Below are 24,942 nucleotides of genomic sequence, written 5' to 3'. Positions count from 1 at the left end.
AGTAAAGTTAGCGAGAGTAAAGTTAGCGAGAGTAAAGTTAGCGAGAGTAAAGTTAGCGAGGGTAAAGTTAGCAAGGGTAAAGTTAGCAAGGGTAAAGTTAGCAAGGGTAAAGTTAGCAAGGGTAAAGTTAGCAAGGGTAAAGTTAGCAAGGGTAAAGTTAGCGAGGGTAAAGTTAGCGAGGGGAAAGTTAGCAAGAGTAAAGTTAGAAAGAGTAAAGTTAGAAAAGGTAAACTTTACTCTTGCAACTCTTTCATGAAAAAGCCGCATATGATGCGGCTTTTCATGTACTTAAAGCTTAAAACTTTCAGCTTCTAGCTCAAAGCTTACAGCTGCCAGTTGAAAGACACTGAGTAGTTACGCGGTGCGCCGTAATAACCTTGAGCCCAGAAAAGACTGTGGATGTACTTTTCGTTGGTCACGTTATTAACGTTCAAGTTAACGCTCATATTGTCGTTAATATCGTACGTTGCCATTAGGTTTAATAGGCCGTACGCATCTTGCGTTGTGGTGATAAGTGCAGTATTCGTAGCCGCATCACGCACTTGTACGCGCTTTGTATCGTCTTGCCAACGATAGTTTAGGCCAAAGGTTAAACCATCAATCTCAGGCACTTTATGAGTTACAGCAAGTTTGAACTGGTTTTCAGGTGTGTAGTCTTTTACTAACTCATCACCATCAATGTTTAGGTTGCTGTAGCTGAAGCTTGCACTTAGTGTTTCGTTGATTTGACCACTAAGTTCTACTTCAATACCATCGCTGTTAATACCATCTGCGCCATAGTAGCGAGTGTCATCAGGTAATGAATCAGGGATAGCAACAGCAAGGCCAACTTGTTTAGCGTCAAAGTAAGCAACTGTTACAAATAAGTCGTCATCAAGTAGCTGAGCTTTCACACCAATTTCGCTGCTTTTACCTGTGATTGGATCTAAGTAATCACCATTGATGTCACGCTCTGTTTGCGGTACGAAGGTTTCTGTGTAACTTGCATAAGTTGAGAAGCTTTCGTTGATATCATATACAGCACCGAAGTAAGGCACCGTTTGGTCGCTATCTTTGTCTTTTGCAACGCCGTAAGAGGCACCTTCAGTTTCCCAATTTACTTGGCTCACACCTGCTAAAATGCTGAATGCGTCAGTTGCACGAATGCGTGTTGAAATATATGCAGAGCGTTGACGGCTAGTGATATCAGCTCCTGTTAAACCATCAGTAAGTGTTGGTACTGGCGCTACACCGTCCCAACCACCTAGCTCTGGCATTGCAGGGAAACCATTGCCTGTTGTGTAGTCATACAATGATTTATCTTTGTTATCCATATCTGCTTGGTTTACACCAAACGATAGATCATGTTCCATACCAAATAAATCAAATTTACCTGTTGCGTAGATATCTAAAATGTCGTGCTTATCTTTGTGGTCATATTCACTGGCATAACCAGTTAGGCCAAGACCTGTTTCTCTGTCTGGTGTGCCGTAAACATAGAAAAGCTCAGAATCTTGCTCATTTTCTAAGTGCGCGTAGCTTGCTTTTAAGAACCAACTATTGGTGATTGCTTGCTCAATTGATAAGAACAGCTGCTCAGTTGTATTATTCCAATAAGACCAATCAGACGCTGTGCTAGTTGAAGCATCAAAGTTTGTAGCTGAACCATCGCTGTAATAAAGCGGTAAGGCACCCCACAGTGGGCTGTCGGCATCTTTCTTTTGATTTACATAGTTTGCAGTGACAACTGTGCTGTCAGTTAGCTGGCCTTCGTAGGCTAGGTAATAAATTGTTTTATCTTGCTCGTAACGGTCAAGGTATGACTCAGTTTTGTGCTTGGTGAATACCGCACGAACAGCGTGGTTTTCGTTGATAGCAGTTGAAGCGTCAAGCTCTAAACGCTTGTTGTCCCAAGAACCATACGATACAGACGCATTTACTTGCGTTTGATAAGTAGGGCGCTTTAGAACCATGTTGACGGTTGCTGATGGGTTACCAGCACCTGTCATTAAACCATTGGCACCACGTACAATTTCAACACTATCGAAAATAGAAGTATCAAGAGTACCTTGGATTGAACCGTTGTCTTGCGGCATACCCATGCCATTAACTTGGAAGTTGGTGATCTCAAAACCACGAGCTTTAAAATAAGTACGATCAGTTTCGATTTGCTCAACAGTGACACCCGGTGTGCTTTCAAGTACAGCGTTTAAATTATCGAGTGAGAAGTCATCCATTAGCGCACGTGATACAACAGAGATTGACTGTGGTGTTTCTTTAATTGTTAGCCCTAATTTGGTTGCTGACTGTGCTTCTTCAGTGATGTAGTTTTTATGATGCTGGCCATACACGGCAATTTTTTCAATTGCTTGTTCTTCTTTTTGTTGTTCTGCAAAAGCGTGGCCACTTAAAAGTGCTGAGGTCACAAGGCTTAATTGAGATAAGCGCAAAAATTTTGTTGATGACATGCAAAGTTCCAATTAGTTCAATGAATAGTGAAATTAATGCGTAATTTAATCTAAATGAAAATAATTTGCAATTAGGTCTTGCTGTTTTGGTGAGTAATTGTTTGCAAAAAGTTTAAAGGGCACAGAAATATAAAAAGGAGATATAAAAAAAGCGGCCGAAGCCGCTTCAGGAAGTAAAATAAGTTTAAATTTTAAAATACGTATTTTGCAGAGAACTGTAGACGATCCATATCGCCGTCAGCACCGCTTTCTAGTTCACGCTCAGCATGTTTAAACTCAACACCAAATGTAAGCTTTTTAACAGGCGAATATAAAAGGTTGGCACTATAACTTTGGCTCATTTCTGTAGGGTCGCCAGTCACAGCAAGTAAATCTGTGTTGTTATCTGCTGAAAAGAATGAATAAAGGAAAGTTGAGCGCCATTGGCTGTTCCAGTGTTGTTGATAGGCAATGAAACCTGATGTCGAATCAATTGCATCTAAATCATCACCATCAAGCACAGCACCATTTGCTACGTTTAAACCAATGTAGCGGCCTAAACCTGAGCCTTGAGTTAGCATAAATTTAAGGTTGTTTTGGCCAAAATTTACTTTACCTGAGGCGCTGATACCGAACGATGATGTATCTGCATCAATGCCATTTTGTTTATAAGTTAACTGGCGAGCAAGACCGGTAAATACTAATTCACCCCAGTCAGCTTTATGTGCGTAACGTGCTGTAAAGTCAGGCATTGATGCATCATCAGTAGCTACACGTGCGCCGCCAACTGTGACAGTGCTCTCTGGGTTTTCGATAGAGAATGACCAATTACCGGTAGTGTAACGTGCCTGTGCTTGACGTACGAACACAGTACCTTCTGCAGGACCAACGAAGTCGAGTGTTTCTGGTAATGCACCTACGTTTTGAAAGTTTGACCAAGCTTGACCAAATAACCAACCATCATAAGTCACAAATGCTTGACGAATACGAGGCGCGTAAGAGTTACTAACACGTTCGTTACCGCCTGGCGCTGAAGCAATAAAGTCTATTTCAATTTTAGTTTTGATGGTTTTACCATCGTCTAATTTTGTTGCTGTACCTAGGTTAAAGCGAGATTGGCGTGCATGCATGTCAAATACTGCATCGCTGTCGCTGTCTGCGCCTACCGGTGTTGTACCTGGTACATAGAAGTCACGGCCAATGCTGCCGCCAGCTGGTACGCCTGCAGAGTAATCACTCCACATAGCATCAAGTTTTACATAGCCACCATAAGAGACGTCTGTGTTACCAATGGTTGCGGCGTTAGCGGTACCTGCAAGTGCACATAAAACAGCCGAAGCTGTGAGTGTTTTTAATGCGGTTACTTTTGTTGTTGTCATAATGTGTATTCCTGTCGAAGCTACTTGTTGATTGCATTAATGTTGTTGTATCACTGTTGTTTAAGAAATGACTTCTCTCAATTATCTATTGGTCTATTAGACTAAGGTGGAATGGGTAGTTAAATCGCATCCAACCTAACATTGGACTAGATTATAGAAGGCAATTTTAAAGTTTTTTATTAAATGACAAGATATACAACTAAGGTCTAATACTTTCAGGGGCTTTGCTGAGTGATCCTTGAAGCAGGCCGTAGGCAAGTAATTAAAATGGAGACGACAACAATGTCAGAAAGTATCTATCCAGTACCAGCGCATATCAAGAATGCAGCACTAGTTGATAACGATAAATATAATACACTGTACAAGCAATCTATTGATGACCCTGAAGGATTTTGGCGAGAGCACGGTAAACGCCTTGATTGGTCAACTCCTTATAACAAAGTAAAGAACACCTCATTCGACAAAGGCCACATCAGCATTCGCTGGTATGAAGACGGCCAACTTAACGCATCTTACAACTGTATTGATCGCCACCTTGCCACTAAAGCCGATAAAACAGCTCTTATTTGGGAAGGCGATAACCCTGAACACAACGAAAATATTAGCTACCAACAGCTTCACGACGAAGTAGCTAAGCTAGCCAACGGCCTTAAAAAATTAGGTGTATCAAAAGGTGACCGTGTTGCTATTTATATGCCAATGACACCGCAGGCTATTTACGCTATGCAAGCGTGTGCGCGTATTGGTGCAATTCACTCTGTAGTATTTGGTGGTTTCTCTCCATCAGCGATTGCTGACCGAATTAATGACTCAGGCGCTAAAGTGGTAATTACTTCAGACGAAGGTCGCCGTGCTGGCAACTGCGTACCACTTAAAGCAAATGTTGATGAAGCGGTATCACAAGACTCAGTAACCACCGTTGAGCACGTTATTGTTCATCAGCTAACGGGTGGTGAAGTTGAATGGAATAGTCATGATGTTTGGTGGCATGAGCTTGTCGCTGACTTACCAGCTGAGTGTGAACCAGAGCCAATGAATGCAGAAGATCCACTTTTCATTCTTTATACTTCAGGCTCAACGGGTCAACCAAAAGGTGTGGTTCATACTACCGGTGGTTACCTTGTTTATGCATCGATGACACATGAATATGTGTTTGATCTTAAAGAAGACGATATTTTCTGGTGTAGTGCCGATGTGGGCTGGATCACAGGTCACAGCTACATTGCTTATGGCCCATTAGTGAATGGCTGCACGCAAGTCGTATTTGAAGGTGTACCAACTTACCCAACAGCGGGCCGTATGGGTGAAGTAATTGACAAGCACAACGTGACTATCCTTTACACAGCACCAACTGCTATTCGTGCTCTAATGGCGAAAGGCGATGAGCCTACAGCGACTTCAACTCGTAAAAGTCTTCGTGTTATGGGTTCTGTAGGTGAGCCAATTAACCCAGAAGCGTGGGCATGGTATTACGAGCATATTGGTAACGAAAACTGCCCAATCGTAGATACCTGGTGGCAAACAGAGACTGGCGGCATCATGATCACACCATTACCAGGTGCGACAGATATGAAGCCAGGCTCAGCAACACGTCCATTCTTTGGTATTGCACCAGCACTATTTGATGCTGAGGGTAATACACTAGAAGGTGCGGTTGACGGTAACCTTGTTATTTTAGATAGCTGGCCATCACAAGCACGAACAGTTTATGGCGACCATGAACGCTTTGAACAAACCTATTTCTCAGCATACCCAGGCGTGTACTTCACAGGTGATGGTTGTCGTCGTGATGAAGATGGCTACTACTGGATCACAGGCCGTGTAGATGACGTACTTAACGTATCAGGTCACCGCCTAGGTACTGCAGAAATCGAAAGTGCATTGGTTGCTCACGAAGCAGTAGCAGAAGCTGCAGTCGTAGGTTACCCACATGATATTAAAGGTCAGGGCATCTATGTTTACATCACTCCAAATGAGGGGATTGTAGTAAGCGATGAACTAACAAAAGAGGTACGTAACTGGGTTCGTAAAGAATTAAGCCCAATTGCTTCACCTGATATGATCCAATGGTCTCCAGGTTTACCGAAAACTCGTTCTGGTAAGATCATGCGTCGAATTTTACGTAAAATTGCGGCAAATGAGCACCAACAGCTTGGAGATACTTCTACACTAGCCGATCCGAGCGTTGTTGATGAGCTAATCGAAAACCGATTAAATCGTTAAAATCGCGTTAAAAACTTGATTAGAAGTTGATTCTAAACGTAGTATATCGGCTGTCACTTAGAAATAGGTGTCAGCCGAATTTATTAGGAGTGAACCATGAGTCAGTTTTTAATAGCGGACGATCATCCGTTATTTCGTGAAGCGCTGAAAGGGGCATTGAGTGCTAAGTTCGCTGATTTAGAAGTGTTTGAATCGGAAAACTTTGATACCACCTTGCAGGTGCTGAGCGAACAAGAAGATCTTGATATCTTACTACTAGACCTTCACATGCCAGGCAATGGCGATTTATACGGCCTTATTCGCATTCGCGAAGACTATCCAAGCTTACCAATAGCTGTTGTTTCTGGCAGCGAAGACATCAATGTAGTTTCTAAAGTAATGGGTTATGGTGCGATGGGATTTATTCCTAAATCATCTTCATCAGATGATATTGCGCTGGCAATTAACCACATTCTTGAAGGCGATGTTTGGCTTCCACTTGAGCTTAAAGATAAAGTGGCTGCCGTAGATGGCGAAGACAAGGAAATTGCAGCGCAAGTGGCTTCACTGACGCCGCAGCAATACAAGGTGTTGCAATACTTGCACGAAGGCTTGCTAAACAAACAGATTGCTTACGAGTTACATATTTCTGAAGCAACAGTCAAAGCACACATTACAGCAATTTTTAGAAAGCTAGGTGTGTATAACCGTACTCAAGCGGTATTAATTGCCTCTAAGTTACAATTAGAGCCTATTGAGTCGGCATAACAAACGATAATAAAAACAATAAAGAGGCCACTCAGCCTCTTCATTTTATTGCCTAAGCGAACACCACGGTTCGATTTCCATTGATAAACAGTTTATGTTCAGATGCGAGTTGCAACGCTTTGCAGAACACTGTTTTCTCTACATCTTTACCCATTTTTGCCATCATCTCTGCGGTATCAGCATGACTGACATGCGTCACATCTTGTAAAATAATTGGCCCTTCATCGAGCTCATTATTAACAAAGTGAGCGGTCGCACCAATAATTTTTACACCGCGCTCAAATGCCTGATGGTAAGGCTTCGCACCAATAAAGGCAGGCAAAAATGAATGGTGAATATTAATAATCTTACCTTCAAAGCGCGCCACAAATTCAGGGCTTAAAATACGCATATATTTAGCAAGGCCGATGATATCAGGCTGATAGCTGGCTATTAAATCACCGACTTGTTGATCATGCTCTGCACGGCTTAAACCTTCGTGCGATACCACATGAAATGGTACACCAAAGCCTGCAGCCAGTGGCGCTAAGTCGGCGTAGTTGGCAATCACTGCCAGTACTTCGATGTTTAAGGCTTTTTCGAATTGCTTTAGTAATACCCCACCTAAACAGTGCGCTTCTTTAGTTGCAAGCAATACCACTTTCGTTTTTTCGCTGCTGTGCAGGGCAAGCTCTGCGCCATCAGGAAGTAGCTCAGCAAGGCTAGGTAAAAAGTCATCTGAAATAACGCCGCTTAACTCTGTACGCATAAAAAAGCGTTTAGCGTCTTTATCTACAAATTCGTTATTACGTGTAATGTTTAAATTATGCTGATGACAAAGGCCGGTGATCTTGGCAATTAGACCAACATCATCATCGCATTGTGTGGTTAAAATCGTGTTCATAGTCCTCATTCTAATCCCGTTTGTGTGAACACCATTATTTGCTAATTTTTTTGTGCTGCATAGCGCAAATTTAACTATCTAATAATTTATCTGATTTGATTGCATAAGCGCCTAAAATGTAATCATTATTTACTTTTCGTGTAAAAGTAAGCTGCTTTCACTATAAATGTGATTTTCTGTCCATAATTATGATTAACTAAGTGCTTTTCTACATCATTTTCTACACTTTTTAACCTTATCGTAAGTAACTGTAATTGAAGGTAATAGTTTGTAAAACATAGAATTTTTTCGCACTATTCGAGTCAGAATGGGGTATTACAAACAATAAGGAAAAAATTCCATGAAAAGCACTCTGCTTAAAACAATTGTTGCCTCAAGTTTGCTTTCGGTACTGGCTGCCTGTTCAAGCGATGACAGCAGCAGTAGCAACAGTGGCTATGTGCAACTGTACAATGGCTCTTACAACAGCCCATACACACGTTTATTTGTTGATGACACTGAACGTTCGGGCGCAGATTTTGGTGATGTATCAACTCGTCATAACTACAGTTCGGGGGAGTATGAACTCAGTTTTGAATATGTTGATGCCAATGATAGCTATATCACCATCGATGAAGAAACCATCAAAATTAAAAATGATCAAACTCAGTTGCTAGTAATGATCGGTGATTTTGCTGAGCCAATTTTTACTGAGCTCAGTGTGCCGACGTCAAGCGATGAAGATGAATTCAATGTTGGCTTTTTTAATATCGTTGGTGAAGATAACCTTTACGATGTATACGTTGCTACTGACGACGGGTTATTTGATACCGCTGAGTTATTAATGACTTCGCAATACCTCGTTGAGCCAGAATTAGCGACGCTTGAGCAAGGTTATTACACTATTTATATTACCGCTAGCGGCAGCACTGATGTGATTTTTGAATCACCAACCGTGTACTTTAATGATGAAGCAACGTACATGGCGATGATCCGCCCAAGTTATGCAACAGAAGAAGATGGCATTACGCTTGACGTCGTGACGGCAAGTAGTTCAGTAACACAACTAAACCACCAAGACGCGCAAGGTCAGCTGCGTTTTATCAATACTATTGATGATTACACACAAACCCAGTTTAAAGTAACCCGAGGCACAACGGCGACTAACACCGAAGTTGTTAGCAACGATAGTTACTCTGAATACATGAGCATGTCGCCAAATAGTTACAGCGTCGCCATGTTAGATGAAGCGGGTGACACGATTGTAGATAACTTCTTAATGACATTAGAACGTGAGCAAAGTGCGGTTGGTCTTTTCTACAATGACAAAGATTACGGGCCTCGTATGATGACCATTGAAGAAAACCTAACTCCAAGCAGCTACAGCCACGCAGTTACTGTGGTTAACTTAATTGATAGTTATGCAGGGCAAGAGATTGACGAAGTTGATGTGTACTTCACCCTCAATGGTGAAACGGTTGAAGATACTAGCAATGTTGTAGAAGGGTTAGATCAATACGACCAACAAGAGCAGGTGGTTGATAACGAAGTTTATACAACTTATGTGGTGTTTGAAGATAACGGTCAACAGATTGTGTTATTACAACAAAGCGATATGGATTTTACTGAAGAAGGTAACTATATCTTGGTGATTGAACACGATGAAACCACAGACTCAGGTTTTAAAATGACCTTAGAGCGTACGGTGACTGAACAGTCTTAACCGGCTAAAACGCAATATCGTTGTTTATTTACTCTTGCTAAGTGTTTATTGTATAAACAATTAAGGCTTTTTGCTTTTTTGTTTAAAGCGTACACAAGGAGAGGATATGGACGGCGGTATTGCGTTACTAATATTACTAGCACTAGTTGTTGTAGGTGGCTCAATTGCTGGTATTTTTGCCTTTTTTCAACTCTCTAGTTTAAAGCGAGAGGTAGCTGCTCTTCGAGTCAAACTTAACGCGACATATACCCAACATCCACAAACAAATACTGCAAACCAGTTTGATAATTCAAACGACGATCTGACTGACACAGCAAAATTTGAACCAGAGCCTGTAATCATTAGTAAGCCGATTGAGGCTATCCCTAAAAAGCCCGAGCAAACAAAACCCAAGCCTGCGACTTTAAATCCGCTAGTAAGCCAACTCGTTACACAAATCAAAGCCAATTGGCTAACTTGGGTAGGAGCGGTTGCACTTGCCTTTGGCGGTATCTTTTTAGCCCGCTATTCACTGGAGGCAGGCTTATTATCTGAAACCATGCGACTTACGCTTGGCGCTATTTTTGGTTTGAGCTTAATTGTTGCGGCGGAGGTTTTACATCGTAAAGGTATTATCTTTGATGGGTTTAGCAACTATATTCCCGCGGCGCTGGCAAGTGGCGGCTTTATTAGTTGTTTTGCATTGACCTTGCTGGCCTACAGCCATTATGGCTTACTGCAAGCTTTACCTGCATTTAGCATTTTAACCTTAGTTTCTGTAGCAGCAAGCTGGATGGCTCTACGTTTTGGTCCTGTGCTAGCAGTCATTGGCATTATTGGCGCCTACAGCGTGCCGGTTTGGGTTAATACCGGGAGCAATGACTTTATAGCACTGCTAACTTATGTTGCGTTTGTTAGTGTATCGGCTTCGCTAGTTGCTCATTACGTAAAACGGCATTGGTTGTGGTATCTGTTATGGGCGGGTCATTTAGGCTGGTATTACCTAGTTGCAATGAGTGCAGCTAAAAACCTGCATTGGTTTATTAATCTTTATGCTCTATTTAGCATCGTATTGTTAATTGCGATTCCGCGCCTAGGGCTGAGTATTAAACAAATAGAATACCGTCCACATCGCTTTAAAACACTACTTAAGCAACTGCCCGACAACCCTCTGTTGATAGCTGTTGTCGTGCCACTTTATCTTTTACTCATGAGCAGTAACCAACTGCTTACTTGGCAGCTTAGTATGTTGTCGTTAGTGGCTTTACTGCTTCTTTTGGTATTAAAAAACAGTGCATGGGATCACTGGCTGATACTAGCTGTTGTGAGTGTAATGTGTTTGCTCACAGGGCAATACAATGCTGTTGATTACTCTGAGCAGCTTTTTGTATTTCGGCAAAATTACGGAGCAGGGCTGCTTTTTATTGCTTTGTTTACGGGTTATGGGTTTTTGTTTGGTCGTAAATACTCCAAACGCTTAGGTTTTGCTTTACTCGCTTCACTTTCAAGTTTTGTTATTATTAGTTGCTTATATGTCATCACTCCTGATCATGCCTTGATGACGGCGTATCCGGTTTGGTGCTTTGTATTACTGGCACTGTCTGCTGGGTTATTTAAGTTATCACTTAATAGCACAAATCCAATGCGGGTATTTAGTTACTGGCTTGGCGGTAATGCCAATATTAGCTTAGCGTTAACCATGCTGCTTGAAGGCAGCAGCTTGACCTTAGCGCTTGCTGTGCAGGTGTTGTTGATCAGTTTTTATGTCAATAAACAGTCACTCAGCATACCTACTTGGCCGCTTAAGGGCTTAGTTGGCGCTTTACTAGTTAGGTTAAGCTTTGCACCTTGGTCAGCTGATTACAGTGGTGCGTTGCTGCTCGGTGTGCACTGGAGTTTGGTTGTATACCCAGTATGCGCTTGCTTATTTTACTTTGCAGCGAGGCACTGGCAGCAGCAATCTGTTCGGGTGTGGCTAGAAGGTGCAACGCTTCATTGTATTGCTTTATTTATTACCACAGAGACGAGCTATCAGTTGGTGGGGCACTACCCAGACTTTGAGAGCTTGTCTGTGTATGAGCATATTTTATTAACCTGTAACTGGGGTATATTAGGTTGTGTTTATTTACTGCGTTCACGCTTTACTGCGCAATTGGCAAAACTCTATCAAGTAGCAGGTTTTGCGTTATTAACACTGAGTGGCTTACTAATACTGAAAAGCTTTACTGCTGTAAATCCGTTTTTTGAGCCGATAAATATAGGCAGTTGGCCGATTATTAACTGGTTGCTATTACTTTGGTTAGTCCCCGCCTGTATTGCAATTTGGGCAAGCCAACTGACTCAATCTCAGCACTATTTACAAAAGCTGTTTACAGCACTTGCAGGTGTGATGAGTGTTTTATATATCAATGCGGAAATTCGCCATAACTGGCAAGGTGAGTTTATAAATATTGCTTTGCCAACCTCAGATGCCGAGCTTTACAGTTATTCTTTAGTTTGGCTTGTTATCGGTGCCTTGGTGGTTGTGGTGGGGCAGTTAAGAACCATTACGGTATTACAAAAGCTCGGCCTTGGCTTATTGGCGCTGGTGGTGTTAAAAGTGTTCTTGATTGATATGGCAAACTTAACCGGGTTGCTGCGGGCTATTTCGTTTATCGGCTTAGGCTTGTCGTTAGTTGGGCTTAGTTGGTTGTTCCAAAAATTTAAGGCAAAGCCTACTGCTTTGCCTTAAATCGATGTTGTTAAATACGTTGGTTAAGCACTATTGTTAAGTACTGTGGTTAAGCAGTGCTTTGAGTTTTGCGGGCTTAACGGGTTTACTAAGGTAATGAATTTGTTCTTCTTTGGTTTGCTGTTTTAGGGCTTCATCACGCACCGCTGTGATTAAAATGGCAGGCACTGGACTTTGCCAAATTTCTCTTAGGGTTTTAATAAGGGTTATGCCATCGCAATCATGACCCAGCTGGTAATCCATTAAGATCACATCGGGCGCTCGGTGCTCTTTGGCATAGGCCATCACGGTTTCAACTTGATCAAAGAGCTGATAATTTGCCTGCCACTTTTGCAATAGGCTTGCCATGGCATTAAGGTTTTCAGGGTCATCATCCACTGCAATAATGTTCATCGCACTGCGGTTCTCAACCCCTTTTTTAGGCATATCTTTTTGTTGAATAAATTGGCTTTCACCATAAGGTACTTCAATACTAAAGCGGCTACCTTTGCCAGGCGTTGAACTGACATCTAAACGTAAAGAGAGTAAGTCGGCCATTCGTTTTACAACTCCTAAGCCAAGGCCAACCCCTTTGTTATCTCCCGCTTCAATACGGTAAAAGTCATTGAAGATTTTCGCTTGCTCTACTTCTGTAATGCCGGGGCCTGTGTCCCATACTTCAATCCGTAAATGATGTTTGCGTTTGCGACAAGCAATTAAAACTCGGCCACTATCGGTGTATTTAACCGCATTTGACACCAAGTTTTGAATAATTCGTCGTAAATAAGTGATATCACTGTGAACGATAACTCCCTTTGAACGTACCGTCAGTTTTAAGCCTTTTTCGCTCGACATAATAGCGTATTCATTTTTCAGCGGGGCAAGTATGTCATCAATACTAAAGTGACGCGGAGTAGGGGTCATTGCTCCTTGTTCTAGCTTGGCAATTTCTAACAGCGCCGACATCAAATGCACCGTTGAATCTAAGCTTGCACCCAGCTTTTCAAAGTTATTTAAGTTGTTGCTCGAAAGGGTTTTATCATCAATAGCTGCAAGATATAGGCGCGCCGCATTCAGCGGTTGTAAAATATCGTGGCTAGCCAAGGCTAAAAATCGCGTTTTACTGTCATTAGCTTGCTCAGCCTCTTTTTTGGCTAAAGTAAGTGCTTGCTCAGTTTGTACTCGGCTATCGATTTGTGCTTGTAAATCTTTATTGATAGTACGGATTTCTTGAGTACGCGCTTCAATACGGTTTTCAAGATCCATGTTTACTTCTTCAAGCGCATTTTGCGTTTCGATATGCGTGGTAATATCAGAGAAACTTGTCACAAAGCCACCATCAGGCAGTGGGTTACCAATCATTTCGAACACTTGGCCATTACGGCGGTGACGAATAAAGTGATGGGGCGTGCCGTTTTTAAGATGCTGCACGCGCTTTTCTACATGGCGTTCAACTTCACCGGGGCCACATTCACCGCGCTCGGCATTGTATCTAAGCACATCTTCAATTGGTTGGCCTACTTCGAGAAAGTCATCTGGGTAAGCAAACATTTCTGCGTAGCGCTTATTCCACGCCACTAAATTAAGTTCTTTATCAACAACCGAAATACCATGGCTGAGGTTTTCGAGAGAGGTAAATAATAAGTTTTGATTAAATTGCAGGGCTTGTGTGGTTTCATCAAAAAAGTTAACCACTTCTTCAAAGGCCATACGTTTACCAGAAGCAACCGTGTGGATCAGCGCTTGTGCTGAAGAGGCGCCAAGTACACCGGTTAAGGCGCGCTCACAATAAGCAATAAACTCAGGTTCTGGGTGCGCGTTGTTGTCATCTAAGTTATGCGACAACGCAAAGTGAGCCAGCACTTGCTGCGAGCGCTGCACACCTAAGAAGGTTTGCAGCAGTACTTTAAAGTCGTAAACAGTGGCTTTTACGTTTTTATTTAAACGTCTGGCGAATACCGCTTGCTCTTTTGGATTAACAAAAGCAGCTGCTTGAATTTTATCAATTAAACGCTCATCTGCACCGAGCGAAAAACTTATGTAACAGCCAATATTGGCAAATAAGGCGATTAGGGTGCCACGAGTAATAAGTGTTTGTTGCAGCTCTGCGTTTAAGGTATTGCCTGCATCTAAAATAGGCAGCATTAAGAACAAAACCCAGCAAATAAAGCCTGCTAATAACCCAGCATAAACACCATAAGCATGGCCTTTTCGCCAGTATAAGCCGCCAACAATAGCTGGGAGTAATTGCGATACCAAAGAAAAGGCCACTAAACCCATACTAGCCAGCGCTTTACCATGGCCAAACCATTGCTGGTAGAAATACGACAAAATCAAAATGCTAGCAATTGTGAAGCGTCTCACTAACAGGATTTGCGACTTATAGCTGCTAGTAATGAGGTTACGTTTAAACTTACGACGCAGCATTAACGGCAACACTACATCGTTTGAAATCATGGTACTGAGCGTGAGTGTGGCTACAACAATCATCGCCGTAGCCGCTGATAGACCGCCGATAAATACAAAGGTCGTTAAAAAGGCGTTTTCGTGCATCAGCGGTAGGGCTAATACAAAACTATCTGGTGAGAAGCCACTGCCAATGCCTGGGTGAATAGCTGCCGTTGCAATAGGGAAAATCATTGCAGCAGTTAGTAACAAATACAGGGGGAATGCCCAGCGGGCTGTATAAAGGTGGCGTTTATCTTGGTTATCGACCACAGTTACGTGGAATTGCCTTGGCAAACAGATAATCGCCGCTGCGGCCATTAATGACTGACCGATAAAGTTAAAGCTAAAAAAGTCGAAGTTCTGCCAATGTTGCCAAATTGAGCCCGTTAGCTGCTCGGTCTGCACCGTAGTTAAATTAAATAATGTGTATAAAGCAAGCCCAGCAACGGCCACCAAAGCTAATAACTTAATCATAGATTCAAAGGCGACAGCGAGCATTAGCCCTGAGCGATATTCGGTTACATCGACTTTACGAGTACCAAAGAATATCGCAAACATCGCCATAATGAGTGTTGCCGAAAGGGCCAGCACAGAGCCAGAAATACGATCGTCGTTTTGCAGCAGTAAGAAGCTGCTACTCAGTGCTTTTAATTGCAGAGCGATATACGGAATCGTCGCCAATAAAGCGATAATTGTCACCATAATGGCGGTGGTTTGCCGTTTACCATAGCGAGCTGAAATAAAGTCGGCGATGGTCGTAATATTTTGTTTTTTACTGACCAGTACTAATTTGCGTAAAAACCCTTGGCCAAAGAAAAAAAGCAACGCAGGGCCGATTAAAATAGGTAAGTAATTCCAACTGCTGGTGGCTGCTGTACCAACTGAACCGTAGTAGGTCCAAGACGTACAGTAAATCCCTAATGAAAAAGAATAAACAAATGGGTGGTGACTAATTCTTTTAGCAAGAGGAGTGGTTTTGTCTCCCCAATTTGCCAACCAAAACAACACGCCAATATAGGCGAGTGCAACAAATAAAAGCGCAGCTGTCATGTTTAAATTCAGTAATTATTGTAATAACACTACCTTACCAGAATTATGCGCGATTTCGATGGCAAGATTTTTTGTAATAATAATTAATTAAATGCAAGTTATTGAAAATTAATGAATAGTACTGTTTTATGTATCTTTATTAGACTAATGTCGCAGATCATTCGTTTTTACTATTTTCGCTATTTCGCAAATTTATCTTTATAGGTTAAGTTGTTGTTAACTATTGTTTTTTACCATCCATTAACAAATGGTGTTTTGCAGTTTACGTAAACGTAAATCAGCTGTTACGACTATGGTCTCAATTCCATAAATCAGAACCCTTGCTAACTTAGTTAATGACAACTAATACCACTCATTACTTTCTTGTAATGCATAAGGGGATAAAAAATGGCTTTTAAAGATGAAGAACAAGCAAAAGCTTATTGGGCGGAAAACCTCGCACTGCTATTTAAATTATTAGCAATTTGGTTTGTCGTGTCATTTGGCTTCGGCATTTTACTGGTAGACGTACTTAACGAGATACGTTTCTTTGGGTTTAAACTCGGCTTCTGGTTCTCCCAGCAAGGCGCTATTTACACCTTTGTTGCTTTGATTTTTGTTTACGTTTTCAAAATGAATACGTTAGATAAAAAATATGGCGTAGACGAATAGGAGCTAAGCAATGGATGTTCAAACACTCACATTTATTATCGTCGGTTTAAGCTTCGCGCTTTATATCGGCATCGCAATCTGGGCTCGTGCTGGGTCAACAAATGAGTTCTACGTTGCAGGGGGCGGTGTACCGCCGCTAGCAAATGGTATGGCAACTGCTGCTGACTGGATGAGTGCGGCATCGTTTATCTCAATGGCGGGTATTATCTCGTTTGCGGGCTATGACGGTGGTGTATATCTAATGGGTTGGACAGGTGGTTATGTACTACTTGCACTTTGTTTAGCTCCTTATCTACGTAAGTTTGGTAAGTTCACGGTGCCAGATTTCATCGGTGACCGTTATTACTCACAAGCTGCACGTGTTGTTGCAATTTTATGTGCCATCTTTATCTGTTTCACATACATCGCAGGTCAAATGCGTGGTGTGGGCGTAGTTTTCTCTCGCTTCTTAGAAGTAGATATTGAGACCGGTGTTTACATTGGTATGGTGATTGTATTCTTCTACGCTGTATTAGGCGGTATGAAGGGGATTACATATACGCAAGTCGCTCAGTACTGTGTACTAGTATTTGCTTACCTTGTTCCAGCAATCTTCATTTCAATGATGATGACAGGTCACTTCTTCCCACAAACAGGTTTTGGTGCAACGCTTAGCGATGGCTCAGGACAGTTTGTACTCGATAAATTAGATGGGCTCAGTACTGAGCTTGGCTTTGCGCAGTACACCGAAGGCTCGAAGAGCATGATTGATGTATTCGCAATCACAGGCGCGCTAATGGTTGGTACTGCAGGTTTACCGCACGTAATCGTTCGTTTCTTCACTGTTCCACGTGTTAAAGACACGCGTATCTCAGCTGCATGGACACTTGTTTTCATTGCAGTTGTTTATACAACAGCACCTGCTGTAGCGTCATTCGCTCGTGTAAACATGATTGATACAATTAACGGTAAAGATGGTAGCGGTACAGAGTACGCAGAAGCACCAGCTTGGGTTAAAAACTGGGAAAGAACAGGCCTAATCACCTTTAACGATAAAAATGGTGACGGCAAAATGTTCTACTCAGCAGGTAAGATTGATGATCCAAACAGCGCAAACGAAGTTAAAGTTGACCGCGACATCATGGTACTTGCAAACCCTGAGATTGCAGACTTACCAGCATGGGTGATTGCATTAGTAGCAGCAGGTGGTATCGCAGCAGCGCTATCAACAACAGCAGGCTTACTATTGGTGATCTCGACCTCGGTATCGCATGACTTATTAAAACGCACCTTAAAACCAGATATAAGTGACAAACAAGAGCTACTAGCAGCGCGCCTAGCTGCGATGATAGCGATTGTAATTTCAGCTTACTTTGGTATTAACCCGCCAGGATTCGTGGCCTCGGTTGTTGCCTTTGCCTTCGGCTTAGCAGCGGCGAGCTTCTTCCCAGCCATCATTATGGGTATCTTCTCTAAGAAGATGAATAAAGAAGGTGCGATTGCGGGTATGGTGACAGGTATTACATTTACAGCGGCTTATATTATCTACTTCAAGTTCGTAAGCCCTGAATTGAATGCACCTGCAAACTGGTTATTTGGTATCTCACCAGAGGGTATCGGTCTAATTGGTATGATAGTTAACTTTGTGGTTGCAGCTATCGTACTTAAACTAACGGCTGAAACACCAGTTGAAATCCAAGAAATGGTTGAAGGTATCCGTAATCCTAAAGGTTCGAGCGCAGCACACGCGCACTAATAAAACCATTTTATAAGAACACACTCTTGAAGTTCAAAAGCCCGACTTAAGTCGGGCTTTTTATTTATTTCAAACAGGGGTAGTGTAGATATTGTCTCTATTTTATAGCGAGAATGACCATGAATACCGAGCAACAGGAAGTCGCCCAATTTGTGATGCAACAAACGCCATTTAATCAGCTTGATGGCGCTGCCAGTGAGTATTTTGTAAACCATCTCGATATTATTTATCTGACCCGTGAGAATCAAAATCAGTGGTTAAGTTCAGATAATCTCAGATTATTTTTAATTCGCTCTGGCGATTATGATTTAGTCGACCCAAAAGGCGATGTGATTACTAAGTTATCGAGTGGCGATTACTTTGGTTTTCCTTCACTGTTAACTGGCGAAGCGATTCAAAATAGCATTTCAGTGCAAAAGGAAGGCATTGTTTACATGCTAAACCAAGCGGCATTTGATTACTTACGCCGTGAGTATAAAGTGTTTGAGCAATACTTTGTTCGCGCCCACAAAAACCGTTTATTGTCTTCTCATTATAAAAGTCAAAACGACAGTTGGTCGGAGAAGAAAATTTGCGAATTGATGAATCGCAAAGCCGTCACCTTGGCGCCAGATGCAAGTATTCGTCAAACCGCTAAAAAAATGAAACAACAGGGGGTTTCGTCGATTATGCTAACTGAACATGATCGCCTCGTTGGGGTTGTCACCGACCGAGATTTACGCAATCGCGTATTGGCCGATGAGGTTGACCCTCAAGAGTCAGTAAGTAGCATCATGACGTGTAAACCCAAGTTTATTTTTGAAAATAACCGCGTGTTTTCGGCGCTACACTTAATGCTTAAGCACAATATTCACCATTTACCTGTGCTTGATGAACATCACAAACCGCTTGGTATGCTCACCAGTACTGATTTACTGCGTCAGCAAAAAAGCGACCCAGTACAATTAATTGGGCGAATTTATAAAGCGCATAGCGTGGTTGACTTAAAACGTTATTCGCAAGAGATACCCGGTTTATTAAAAGGCTTTTCGAACAATATTGATGACATCTCCTTGATTGGTAAATTATTAAGTGGTTTAACCGATGCACTGACTTCGCGTTTGATCCGTTTATTTCAAGAAGATAATGGCGCGGCACCAACCAGCTTTAGTTTTATTTGTTTTGGTTCACAAGCAAGGGAAGAACAAACGCTGCATTCAGACCAAGATAATGGCCTGTTGCTACCTGATGATTTAACAGAAGAACAACAAGATTACTTTAAACGCATGGGCGAGTATGTCTGTGAGCATTTAATTGAGTGCGGTATAAAACGTTGCCCTGGCAATATTATGGCGAGCAATGCAGCGTGTCGAATGGGCATTAACGATTGGACAGAAAAGTTTTATAAGTGGATCACCTCACCGACACCAGAGGCGATGCTCAATTGTAAGATATTTTTTGATTTACGGTTTATTGAAGGTTCCACTACCTTATATGCGCGCTTTTGTGAGCAGCTAAAACGCATTTCTAAAAATGACTTATTCTATGCAGCTATGGCGAGCGACATTAAAAATACCCCAGTGCCCATTGGTTTGTTTAATCAATTTAAATTAGAAACTGACGAAAAGCAGCATAAATACCTCGACTTAAAAAAACGTGGTGTGGTGATCATCAACGACATAGTACGTTTATATTCCCTCAAAGCGGGTATTCAGCGTGCTAATACGCAAGAGCGTATTGACGCGTTAATGAAGTTTTCGCTACTCAATAAAGATGACTTATATAACCTAAAAGACTGTTGGCGCTTTTTAACCCAGCTGCGTTTAGGCACACAAATTAACGAAGAGGGATTGCCTAGCAACTGTATTAACCCAAATGCTTTGAATTCATTGGAGCGACATCAATTAAAAGAAGCATTTTATTTGGTTAAACAGGCACAGCAAGCGGCCGCCTTTAAATTTGCTCGCGGTAGTTTATAGGAGGCGTTATGGTTAAACGCTGGTTAAGTCGGTATTTAGCGCGCAAGCAACTTTTGGCAGCCGATGCCTATAAAGAGCGCTACGTAGTGATAGACATGGAATTAACGGGCCTTGACCCTCGCCAGCACGAAATTGTCTCGGTGGCGTGGGTAATGATAGAAGATCAATGCATTAAACTCAGTGGTGCACAGCACTTAATAAATAAAGACGTGCAAAGCTTAGAGCAAAGCCCGATTTATCACGGTATTGCAAAACAAGATATAGATACAGGTGAAAGCCTCGAAAGCATTCTTGGCAAGCTGCATCAGCATTTTGGTGAGTGCATTTTAGTGTTTCATAACGCGGCACTTGATTGGGGGTTTTTAAAACAGGCTTGCAGAACGCTTGGCTTAGATGCAAAAGCGCGTTTAATTCTTGATACCTTTGTTATTGAAAAAAAACGCCTGCACCAGCAAGGCCACGAAATTGGCCACGATGATTTAACACTTAGCGAATGCCGTAAACGCTACAACTTACCGCATTACAGCTCGCACCATGCCCTTACTGATGCCATGGCAACGGCCGAATTATTCTTAGCACAGTGTCATCAAATTAGTCGTGGTAAGGCATTGAAAGTAGGGGAGCTAGTGTGAATCAGTTAGAATTAAAAGTGCCCCCAGTTTTGCTGCTGCTGATCATTGCGTTGATGATGTGGGGCATAGCAGACTTGTTTACGAGTTTTAGCTTCTCGTTTTTCGCATCATCTTTTGTAGCACTACTCATTGCATTTTTAGGTGTGGTGTTTGCTTTATTAGGTGTTTATCAATTTCGTAAACAAGGTACGACCGTTGACCCTCGAATTCCAGAAAAGTCGGCGAGTCTTGTTACAAGTGGTGTTTATCAAATTAGCCGTAACCCAATGTATGTTGGTATGTTATTAATGCTAGTCGGTTGGGGAATTTATCTTGGTAATATTGCGAGTTTTATTATGTTGCCGATATTTATTCTTTATATGAATCGATTTCAAATTATGCCAGAAGAAACGTTTATGGCAGAGAAGTTTGGGTCAGCATACCAGCAATACCAAAAATCTGTTCGTCGCTGGCTATAAAAGAAAAAAGTAAGATTGAGCTCGCTAACGCAGTTTTACTTACCTTGCCCTCTTATAAAAACTTCAAAGGTCGATTACCAAAACAGCGCCATCTAAAACATGCTAAGCAATTTTTATTTTGGCTTACCTCTTATAATAATGTGTAAGGTCGATTACAATACCGCCATCTAAAAGGCAGCTGCCTTTATCTGCAAGCAAATAGAGTGGATTTTCTTCTTCATGGCAATCAAACTTGCAATTAATGGTTTTGGTCGAATCGGGCGCAATATCGTCCGTGCACTGTATGAATCAGGGCTTGAAGATCAAATCAAAATTGTCGCTATTAACGAATTAGCCGACCCTAAGGGCATTGCCCATCTCCTTAAATACGATACATCTCACGGCCGCTTTTCATTTCCAGTTAATCTTGGCGAAGATACTTTAACGGTTGCAAACGACTCTATAGCCTTATTTGCAGAAGAAAACTCTGCAGAACTACCTTGGCAAACTCTTGATGTTGATGTAGTTCTTGAATGTACTGGGGTGTATCACTCTCGTGAACATGCAGAACTACACTTAGCTGCTGGTGCAAAAAAAGTATTGTTTTCACAGCCTGCAGATGCTGATGTTGATGCCACAATTGTGTATGGTATTAACGATGATGAGCTAAAAGCTGAACATACGATTGTTTCAAACGGTTCATGTACCACAAACTGTATTGTGCCAGTAATTAAAGTGCTGGATGACGCATTTTCGATTGAATCTGGGGCTATTACAACGATTCATGCCTCGATGCATGATCAGCAAGTGATTGATGCGTATCATCATGATTTACGTCGTACTCGCGCTGCAAGCCAGTCTATTATTCCGGTAGATACAAAGCTTGCTCGTGGTATTGAGCGTATTTTGCCTAAGTTTCATAGTCGCTTCGAAGCCATTGCTGTTAGGGTACCAACTATCAATGTGACGGCGATGGATTTAAGTGTAACAGTGAATACCGATGTGAATTTAGCGACTGTCAATCAGGCACTTAAGTTAGCTGCAAAAGACCGCCTTGACGGTATTTTAAGCTACACAGAAGAGCCATTGGTATCGGTAGATTTTAATCATGACCCACATTCTTGTATCATAGATGGCACTCAGACACGTGTTAGTCATAAACGGCTGATAAAGTTGTTAGTGTGGTGCGATAATGAGTGGGGCTTTGCGAATCGTATGCTCGACACTGCGCGTGCGATGATGGCTGTAAGCCAATAATTTATAAATATAATATTAGTATCGTTAACTAAGGAGAAGTCCATGTCGGTCATTAAAATGGCAGATTTAGATTTAAACGGCAAACGCGTGTTAATTCGTGAAGATTTAAATGTGCCTGTAAAAGAAGGTAAAGTGACCTCTGATGCACGTATTCGTGCAGCATTACCAACTATCAAATTAGCGTTAGAAAAAGGCGCTAAAGTAATGGTGATGTCACACCTTGGCCGCCCTACGGAAGGGGAATATGATGAAGCGTTTTCGCTTGCCCCTGTGGTTAATTATTTAAATGATGCCCTTGAGCAAACAGTTCGTCTTGAAAAAGACTACCTAGAAGGCGTAGACGTTGCTGATAACGAAGTGGTTGTTTTCGAAAACGTGCGTTTTAACGCTGGCGAAAAGAAAAACGACGAAGCACTGTCTAAAAAACTAGCTGCATTATGTGATGTTTACGTAATGGACGCATTTGGTACGGCTCACCGTGCACAAGCATCGACTCACGGTGTAGGTTTATTTGCTGATGTTGCATGTGCAGGTCCACTACTTGCGGCAGAGCTAGACGCACTAGGTAAAGCGCTTGATAACCCAGCTCGTCCTTTGGTTGCTATCGTTGGTGGCTCTAAAGTATCGACTAAGTTAACTGTACTTGATTCACTTTCTAAAGTGGTTGATCAACTTGTAACGGGTGGTGGTATCGCTAATACCTTCATCGCAGCGGCAGGTCACCCAGTAGGTAAATCTTTATTTGAAGCTGATTTAATTGATGAAGCAAACAAATTAAGTGCTGCGGCAAAAGCTAATAACGGTGAAATACCGGTACCAACTGATGTTGTTGTAGGTAATGAGTTCTCAGAATCTGCAGTGGCAACATTAAAAGATGTGAATGAAGTAACAGACGAAGACATGATCTTCGATATTGGTCCTGATACAGCAAACCAATTAGCAAAAATCATTGCTAATGCGGGCACTGTTGTATGGAATGGTCCAGTTGGTGTATTTGAATTTGACCAATTTGGTAATGGCACACGTGCTATTGCTGATGCGATTGCTAACTCAAGTGCATTCTCGATTGCTGGTGGCGGTGATACGCTTGCAGCGATTGATAAATACGGCATTGCCGATAAAGTTTCTTACATTTCAACCGGTGGTGGTGCTTTCCTTGAATTTTTAGAAGGGAAAAAATTACCAGCAGTTGCTATGCTTGAAGAACGTGCTAAGTAATTAGTGCGTATGCCAGCGTAGTTATTAGGTAATTACGCTGGTTTAGCTGTTAATAAAATACCTCTCACCCTCGTTTTATTTACAGCTGTTACGGTAGGCGCGAGCTTTTCGTGATGCAGTGATGCATCAAAAAAATAACTTATCCGTTCAAACTAGATAGTAGGGAACTACTGTCGATACAATTTGGAGAATACCAAATGGCTTTAATCAGTATGCGACAACTTCTTGATCATGCAGCTGAAAATGGTTACGGCGTACCTGCGTTTAACGTTAATAACCAAGAGCAAATGCGTGCAATTATGGAAGCGGCTGACAAAACAAACAGCCCGGTAATTGTACAAGGTTCAGCAGGCGCACGTGCCTATGCTGGTGCCCCTTTTATTCGTCATATGATTTTAGCAGCCGTTGAAGAATGGCCTCATATCCCAGTTGTAATGCACCAAGACCACGGAACTTCACCAGGTGTATGTCAGCGCTCAATCCAGTTAGGCTTTTCATCAGTTATGATGGATGGCTCATTAATGTCTGATGGTAAAACTCCTTCAAGCTACGAATATAATGTTGATGTAACTCGTCAAACCGTTGAAATGGCTCATGCTTGTGGTGTGTCTGTTGAAGGCGAGTTAGGTGTTTTAGGTTCACTGGAAACAGGTGAAGCAGGTGAAGAAGACGGCGTGGGTGCAGAAGGTAAATTGTCTACTGATCAAATGCTAACAGATCCTGAAGAAGCCGCTGATTTCGTTAGTAAAACTAAGGTTGATGCACTTGCTATTGCTTGTGGTACATCACATGGTGCGTACAAATTTACTCGTCCACCAACAGACGATATCTTAGCGATTGATCGCATTAAAGAAATCCACGCGCGTATTCCTAACACACACTTAGTAATGCATGGTTCTTCTTCTGTTCCACAAGAGTGGTTAGAAGTGATTAACCAATACGGTGGCGAAATTCCTGAAACGTATGGCGTGCCAGTAGAGCAGATCATCGAAGGTATTAAGTACGGTGTTCGTAAAGTTAATATCGATACCGATCTTCGTTTAGCATCAACAGGTGCAATTCGTCGTCACTTAGCTTTAAACCCAGCTAACTTTGATCCACGTAAATACTTAGCTGAAGCAACGAAAGCAATGACAGAGATCTGTGTTGCTCGCTACGAAGCATTTGGTACGGCAGGTCAAGCTGGTAAGATCAAGCCTATCTCTTTAGATGATATGCATCTTAAATACTTATCAGGTGAACTTGATCCACAAATTAAGTAATTGATAGTAAGTTGAAAAAGCCGGCTTTATGCCGGTTTTTTTATGATTCGATCAAGGCGGATCAGCGATATACTTACTCGTGTTTTTCAGGATCACTGTTTTACTAACCTTCGCTTTCACGGATCATTATTTTACTAGTTGTATACTGATCACAGGCTTTTCTTTGCTCATCTTTTAAACGAAATGCTGAGCGCCTTAACATTAAATCAACAAGTTATCTTATTCTCTAAGTAAAAAACTGATCT

At 41.9% G+C, this 24,942-nt stretch carries 17 protein-coding genes; 12 read left to right on the top strand and 5 right to left on the bottom strand.

Translation table 11 applies throughout. From position 1 onward, the window contains the following. From HUS61_RS15055 to HUS61_RS15045, 3 genes are all read right to left on the bottom strand, one after another. Positions 1-267: pentapeptide repeat-containing protein (locus HUS61_RS15055; protein ID WP_175092370.1), on the bottom strand; the 267-nt coding region annotated here is incomplete at its 3' end. A gap of 56 nt (positions 268-323) precedes the next feature. Then, a complete protein-coding gene (locus HUS61_RS15050) occupies positions 324-2,447 on the bottom strand; it encodes a TonB-dependent siderophore receptor (protein ID WP_175082973.1) in 2,124 nt (707 codons plus the stop codon). 191 nt (positions 2,448-2,638) lie between these two features. Then, the gene (locus HUS61_RS15045; RefSeq protein WP_130050708.1) at positions 2,639-3,805 is read right to left on the bottom strand and encodes a DcaP family trimeric outer membrane transporter; all 1,167 of its coding nucleotides are present in this window, start codon (positions 3,803-3,805) and stop codon (positions 2,639-2,641) included. Between the two features lie 282 nt (positions 3,806-4,087). On the opposite strand from HUS61_RS15045, the gene acs reads away from it, so the two are divergent. After that, positions 4,088-6,028, top strand: a complete 1,941-nt coding sequence (gene acs, locus HUS61_RS15040; protein ID WP_175078418.1) for an acetate--CoA ligase — start codon at positions 4,088-4,090, stop codon at positions 6,026-6,028. 96 nt (positions 6,029-6,124) lie between these two features. Next, positions 6,125-6,775, top strand: coding sequence for a response regulator transcription factor (locus tag HUS61_RS15035; RefSeq protein ID WP_054551155.1), 651 nt, complete (start codon positions 6,125-6,127; stop codon positions 6,773-6,775). 52 nt (positions 6,776-6,827) lie between these two features. Here the strand turns inward: HUS61_RS15035 and purU are convergent, their stop codons facing one another. Further along, positions 6,828-7,658 carry a formyltetrahydrofolate deformylase gene (purU, locus tag HUS61_RS15030; RefSeq protein ID WP_055021009.1) on the bottom strand — a complete coding sequence of 277 codons (831 nt, stop codon included), beginning with the start codon at positions 7,656-7,658 and terminating at the stop codon, positions 6,828-6,830. Between the two features lie 340 nt (positions 7,659-7,998). Here purU and HUS61_RS15025 point away from each other — a divergent pair, with 340 nt between their 5' ends. Further along, positions 7,999-9,360 carry a hypothetical protein gene (locus tag HUS61_RS15025; protein ID WP_175082972.1) on the top strand — a complete coding sequence of 454 codons (1,362 nt, stop codon included), beginning with the start codon at positions 7,999-8,001 and terminating at the stop codon, positions 9,358-9,360. Between the two features lie 106 nt (positions 9,361-9,466). Then, entirely contained in the window at positions 9,467-12,070 is a 2,604-nt protein-coding gene (locus tag HUS61_RS15020) for a DUF2339 domain-containing protein (protein WP_175082971.1), read from the top strand. Between the two features lie 36 nt (positions 12,071-12,106). Here the strand turns inward: HUS61_RS15020 and HUS61_RS15015 are convergent, their stop codons facing one another. Beyond that, the gene (locus HUS61_RS15015) at positions 12,107-15,547 is read right to left on the bottom strand and encodes a PAS-domain containing protein (RefSeq protein WP_175082970.1); all 3,441 of its coding nucleotides are present in this window, start codon (positions 15,545-15,547) and stop codon (positions 12,107-12,109) included. Positions 15,548-15,934: 387 nt separating this feature from the next. Here HUS61_RS15015 and HUS61_RS15010 point away from each other — a divergent pair, with 387 nt between their 5' ends. From HUS61_RS15010 to fba, 8 genes are all read left to right on the top strand, one after another. After that, the gene (locus HUS61_RS15010; protein ID WP_054551160.1) at positions 15,935-16,198 is read left to right on the top strand and encodes a DUF4212 domain-containing protein; all 264 of its coding nucleotides are present in this window, start codon (positions 15,935-15,937) and stop codon (positions 16,196-16,198) included. 10 nt (positions 16,199-16,208) lie between these two features. Then, a complete protein-coding gene (locus tag HUS61_RS15005; protein WP_175078414.1) occupies positions 16,209-17,933 on the top strand; it encodes a sodium:solute symporter family protein in 1,725 nt (574 codons plus the stop codon). A 119-nt stretch (positions 17,934-18,052) separates the two neighbouring features. After that, complete coding sequence (locus tag HUS61_RS15000) at positions 18,053-19,891, top strand: DUF294 nucleotidyltransferase-like domain-containing protein (RefSeq protein WP_175082969.1); 1,839 nt, start codon at positions 18,053-18,055, stop codon at positions 19,889-19,891. 8 nt (positions 19,892-19,899) lie between these two features. Next, the gene (locus HUS61_RS14995; protein WP_119852378.1) at positions 19,900-20,523 is read left to right on the top strand and encodes a 3'-5' exonuclease; all 624 of its coding nucleotides are present in this window, start codon (positions 19,900-19,902) and stop codon (positions 20,521-20,523) included. Next, a complete protein-coding gene (locus HUS61_RS14990) occupies positions 20,520-20,981 on the top strand; it encodes an isoprenylcysteine carboxylmethyltransferase family protein (protein WP_175082968.1) in 462 nt (153 codons plus the stop codon). The genes HUS61_RS14995 and HUS61_RS14990 overlap by 4 nt, the downstream gene beginning before the upstream one ends. Positions 20,982-21,200: 219 nt before the next feature. Further along, complete coding sequence (gene epd, locus HUS61_RS14985; RefSeq protein WP_175082967.1) at positions 21,201-22,217, top strand: erythrose-4-phosphate dehydrogenase; 1,017 nt, start codon at positions 21,201-21,203, stop codon at positions 22,215-22,217. A gap of 42 nt (positions 22,218-22,259) precedes the next feature. Next, positions 22,260-23,435: a phosphoglycerate kinase gene (locus HUS61_RS14980; protein WP_054551165.1), complete on the top strand. Its 1,176-nt coding sequence runs from the start codon at positions 22,260-22,262 to the stop codon at positions 23,433-23,435. A gap of 197 nt (positions 23,436-23,632) precedes the next feature. After that, positions 23,633-24,697, top strand: coding sequence for a class II fructose-bisphosphate aldolase (gene fba / locus HUS61_RS14975; protein ID WP_054560883.1), 1,065 nt, complete (start codon positions 23,633-23,635; stop codon positions 24,695-24,697). The last annotated feature ends 245 nt before the right edge of the window (positions 24,698-24,942 follow it).

The organism is Pseudoalteromonas sp. 0802, assembly GCF_013350085.1.
In the GTDB taxonomy this organism is placed as follows: domain Bacteria; phylum Pseudomonadota; class Gammaproteobacteria; order Enterobacterales; family Alteromonadaceae; genus Pseudoalteromonas.
Note: the sequence above shows the minus strand (reverse complement) of the source record. Positions and strands in the feature narration are given on the sequence as shown.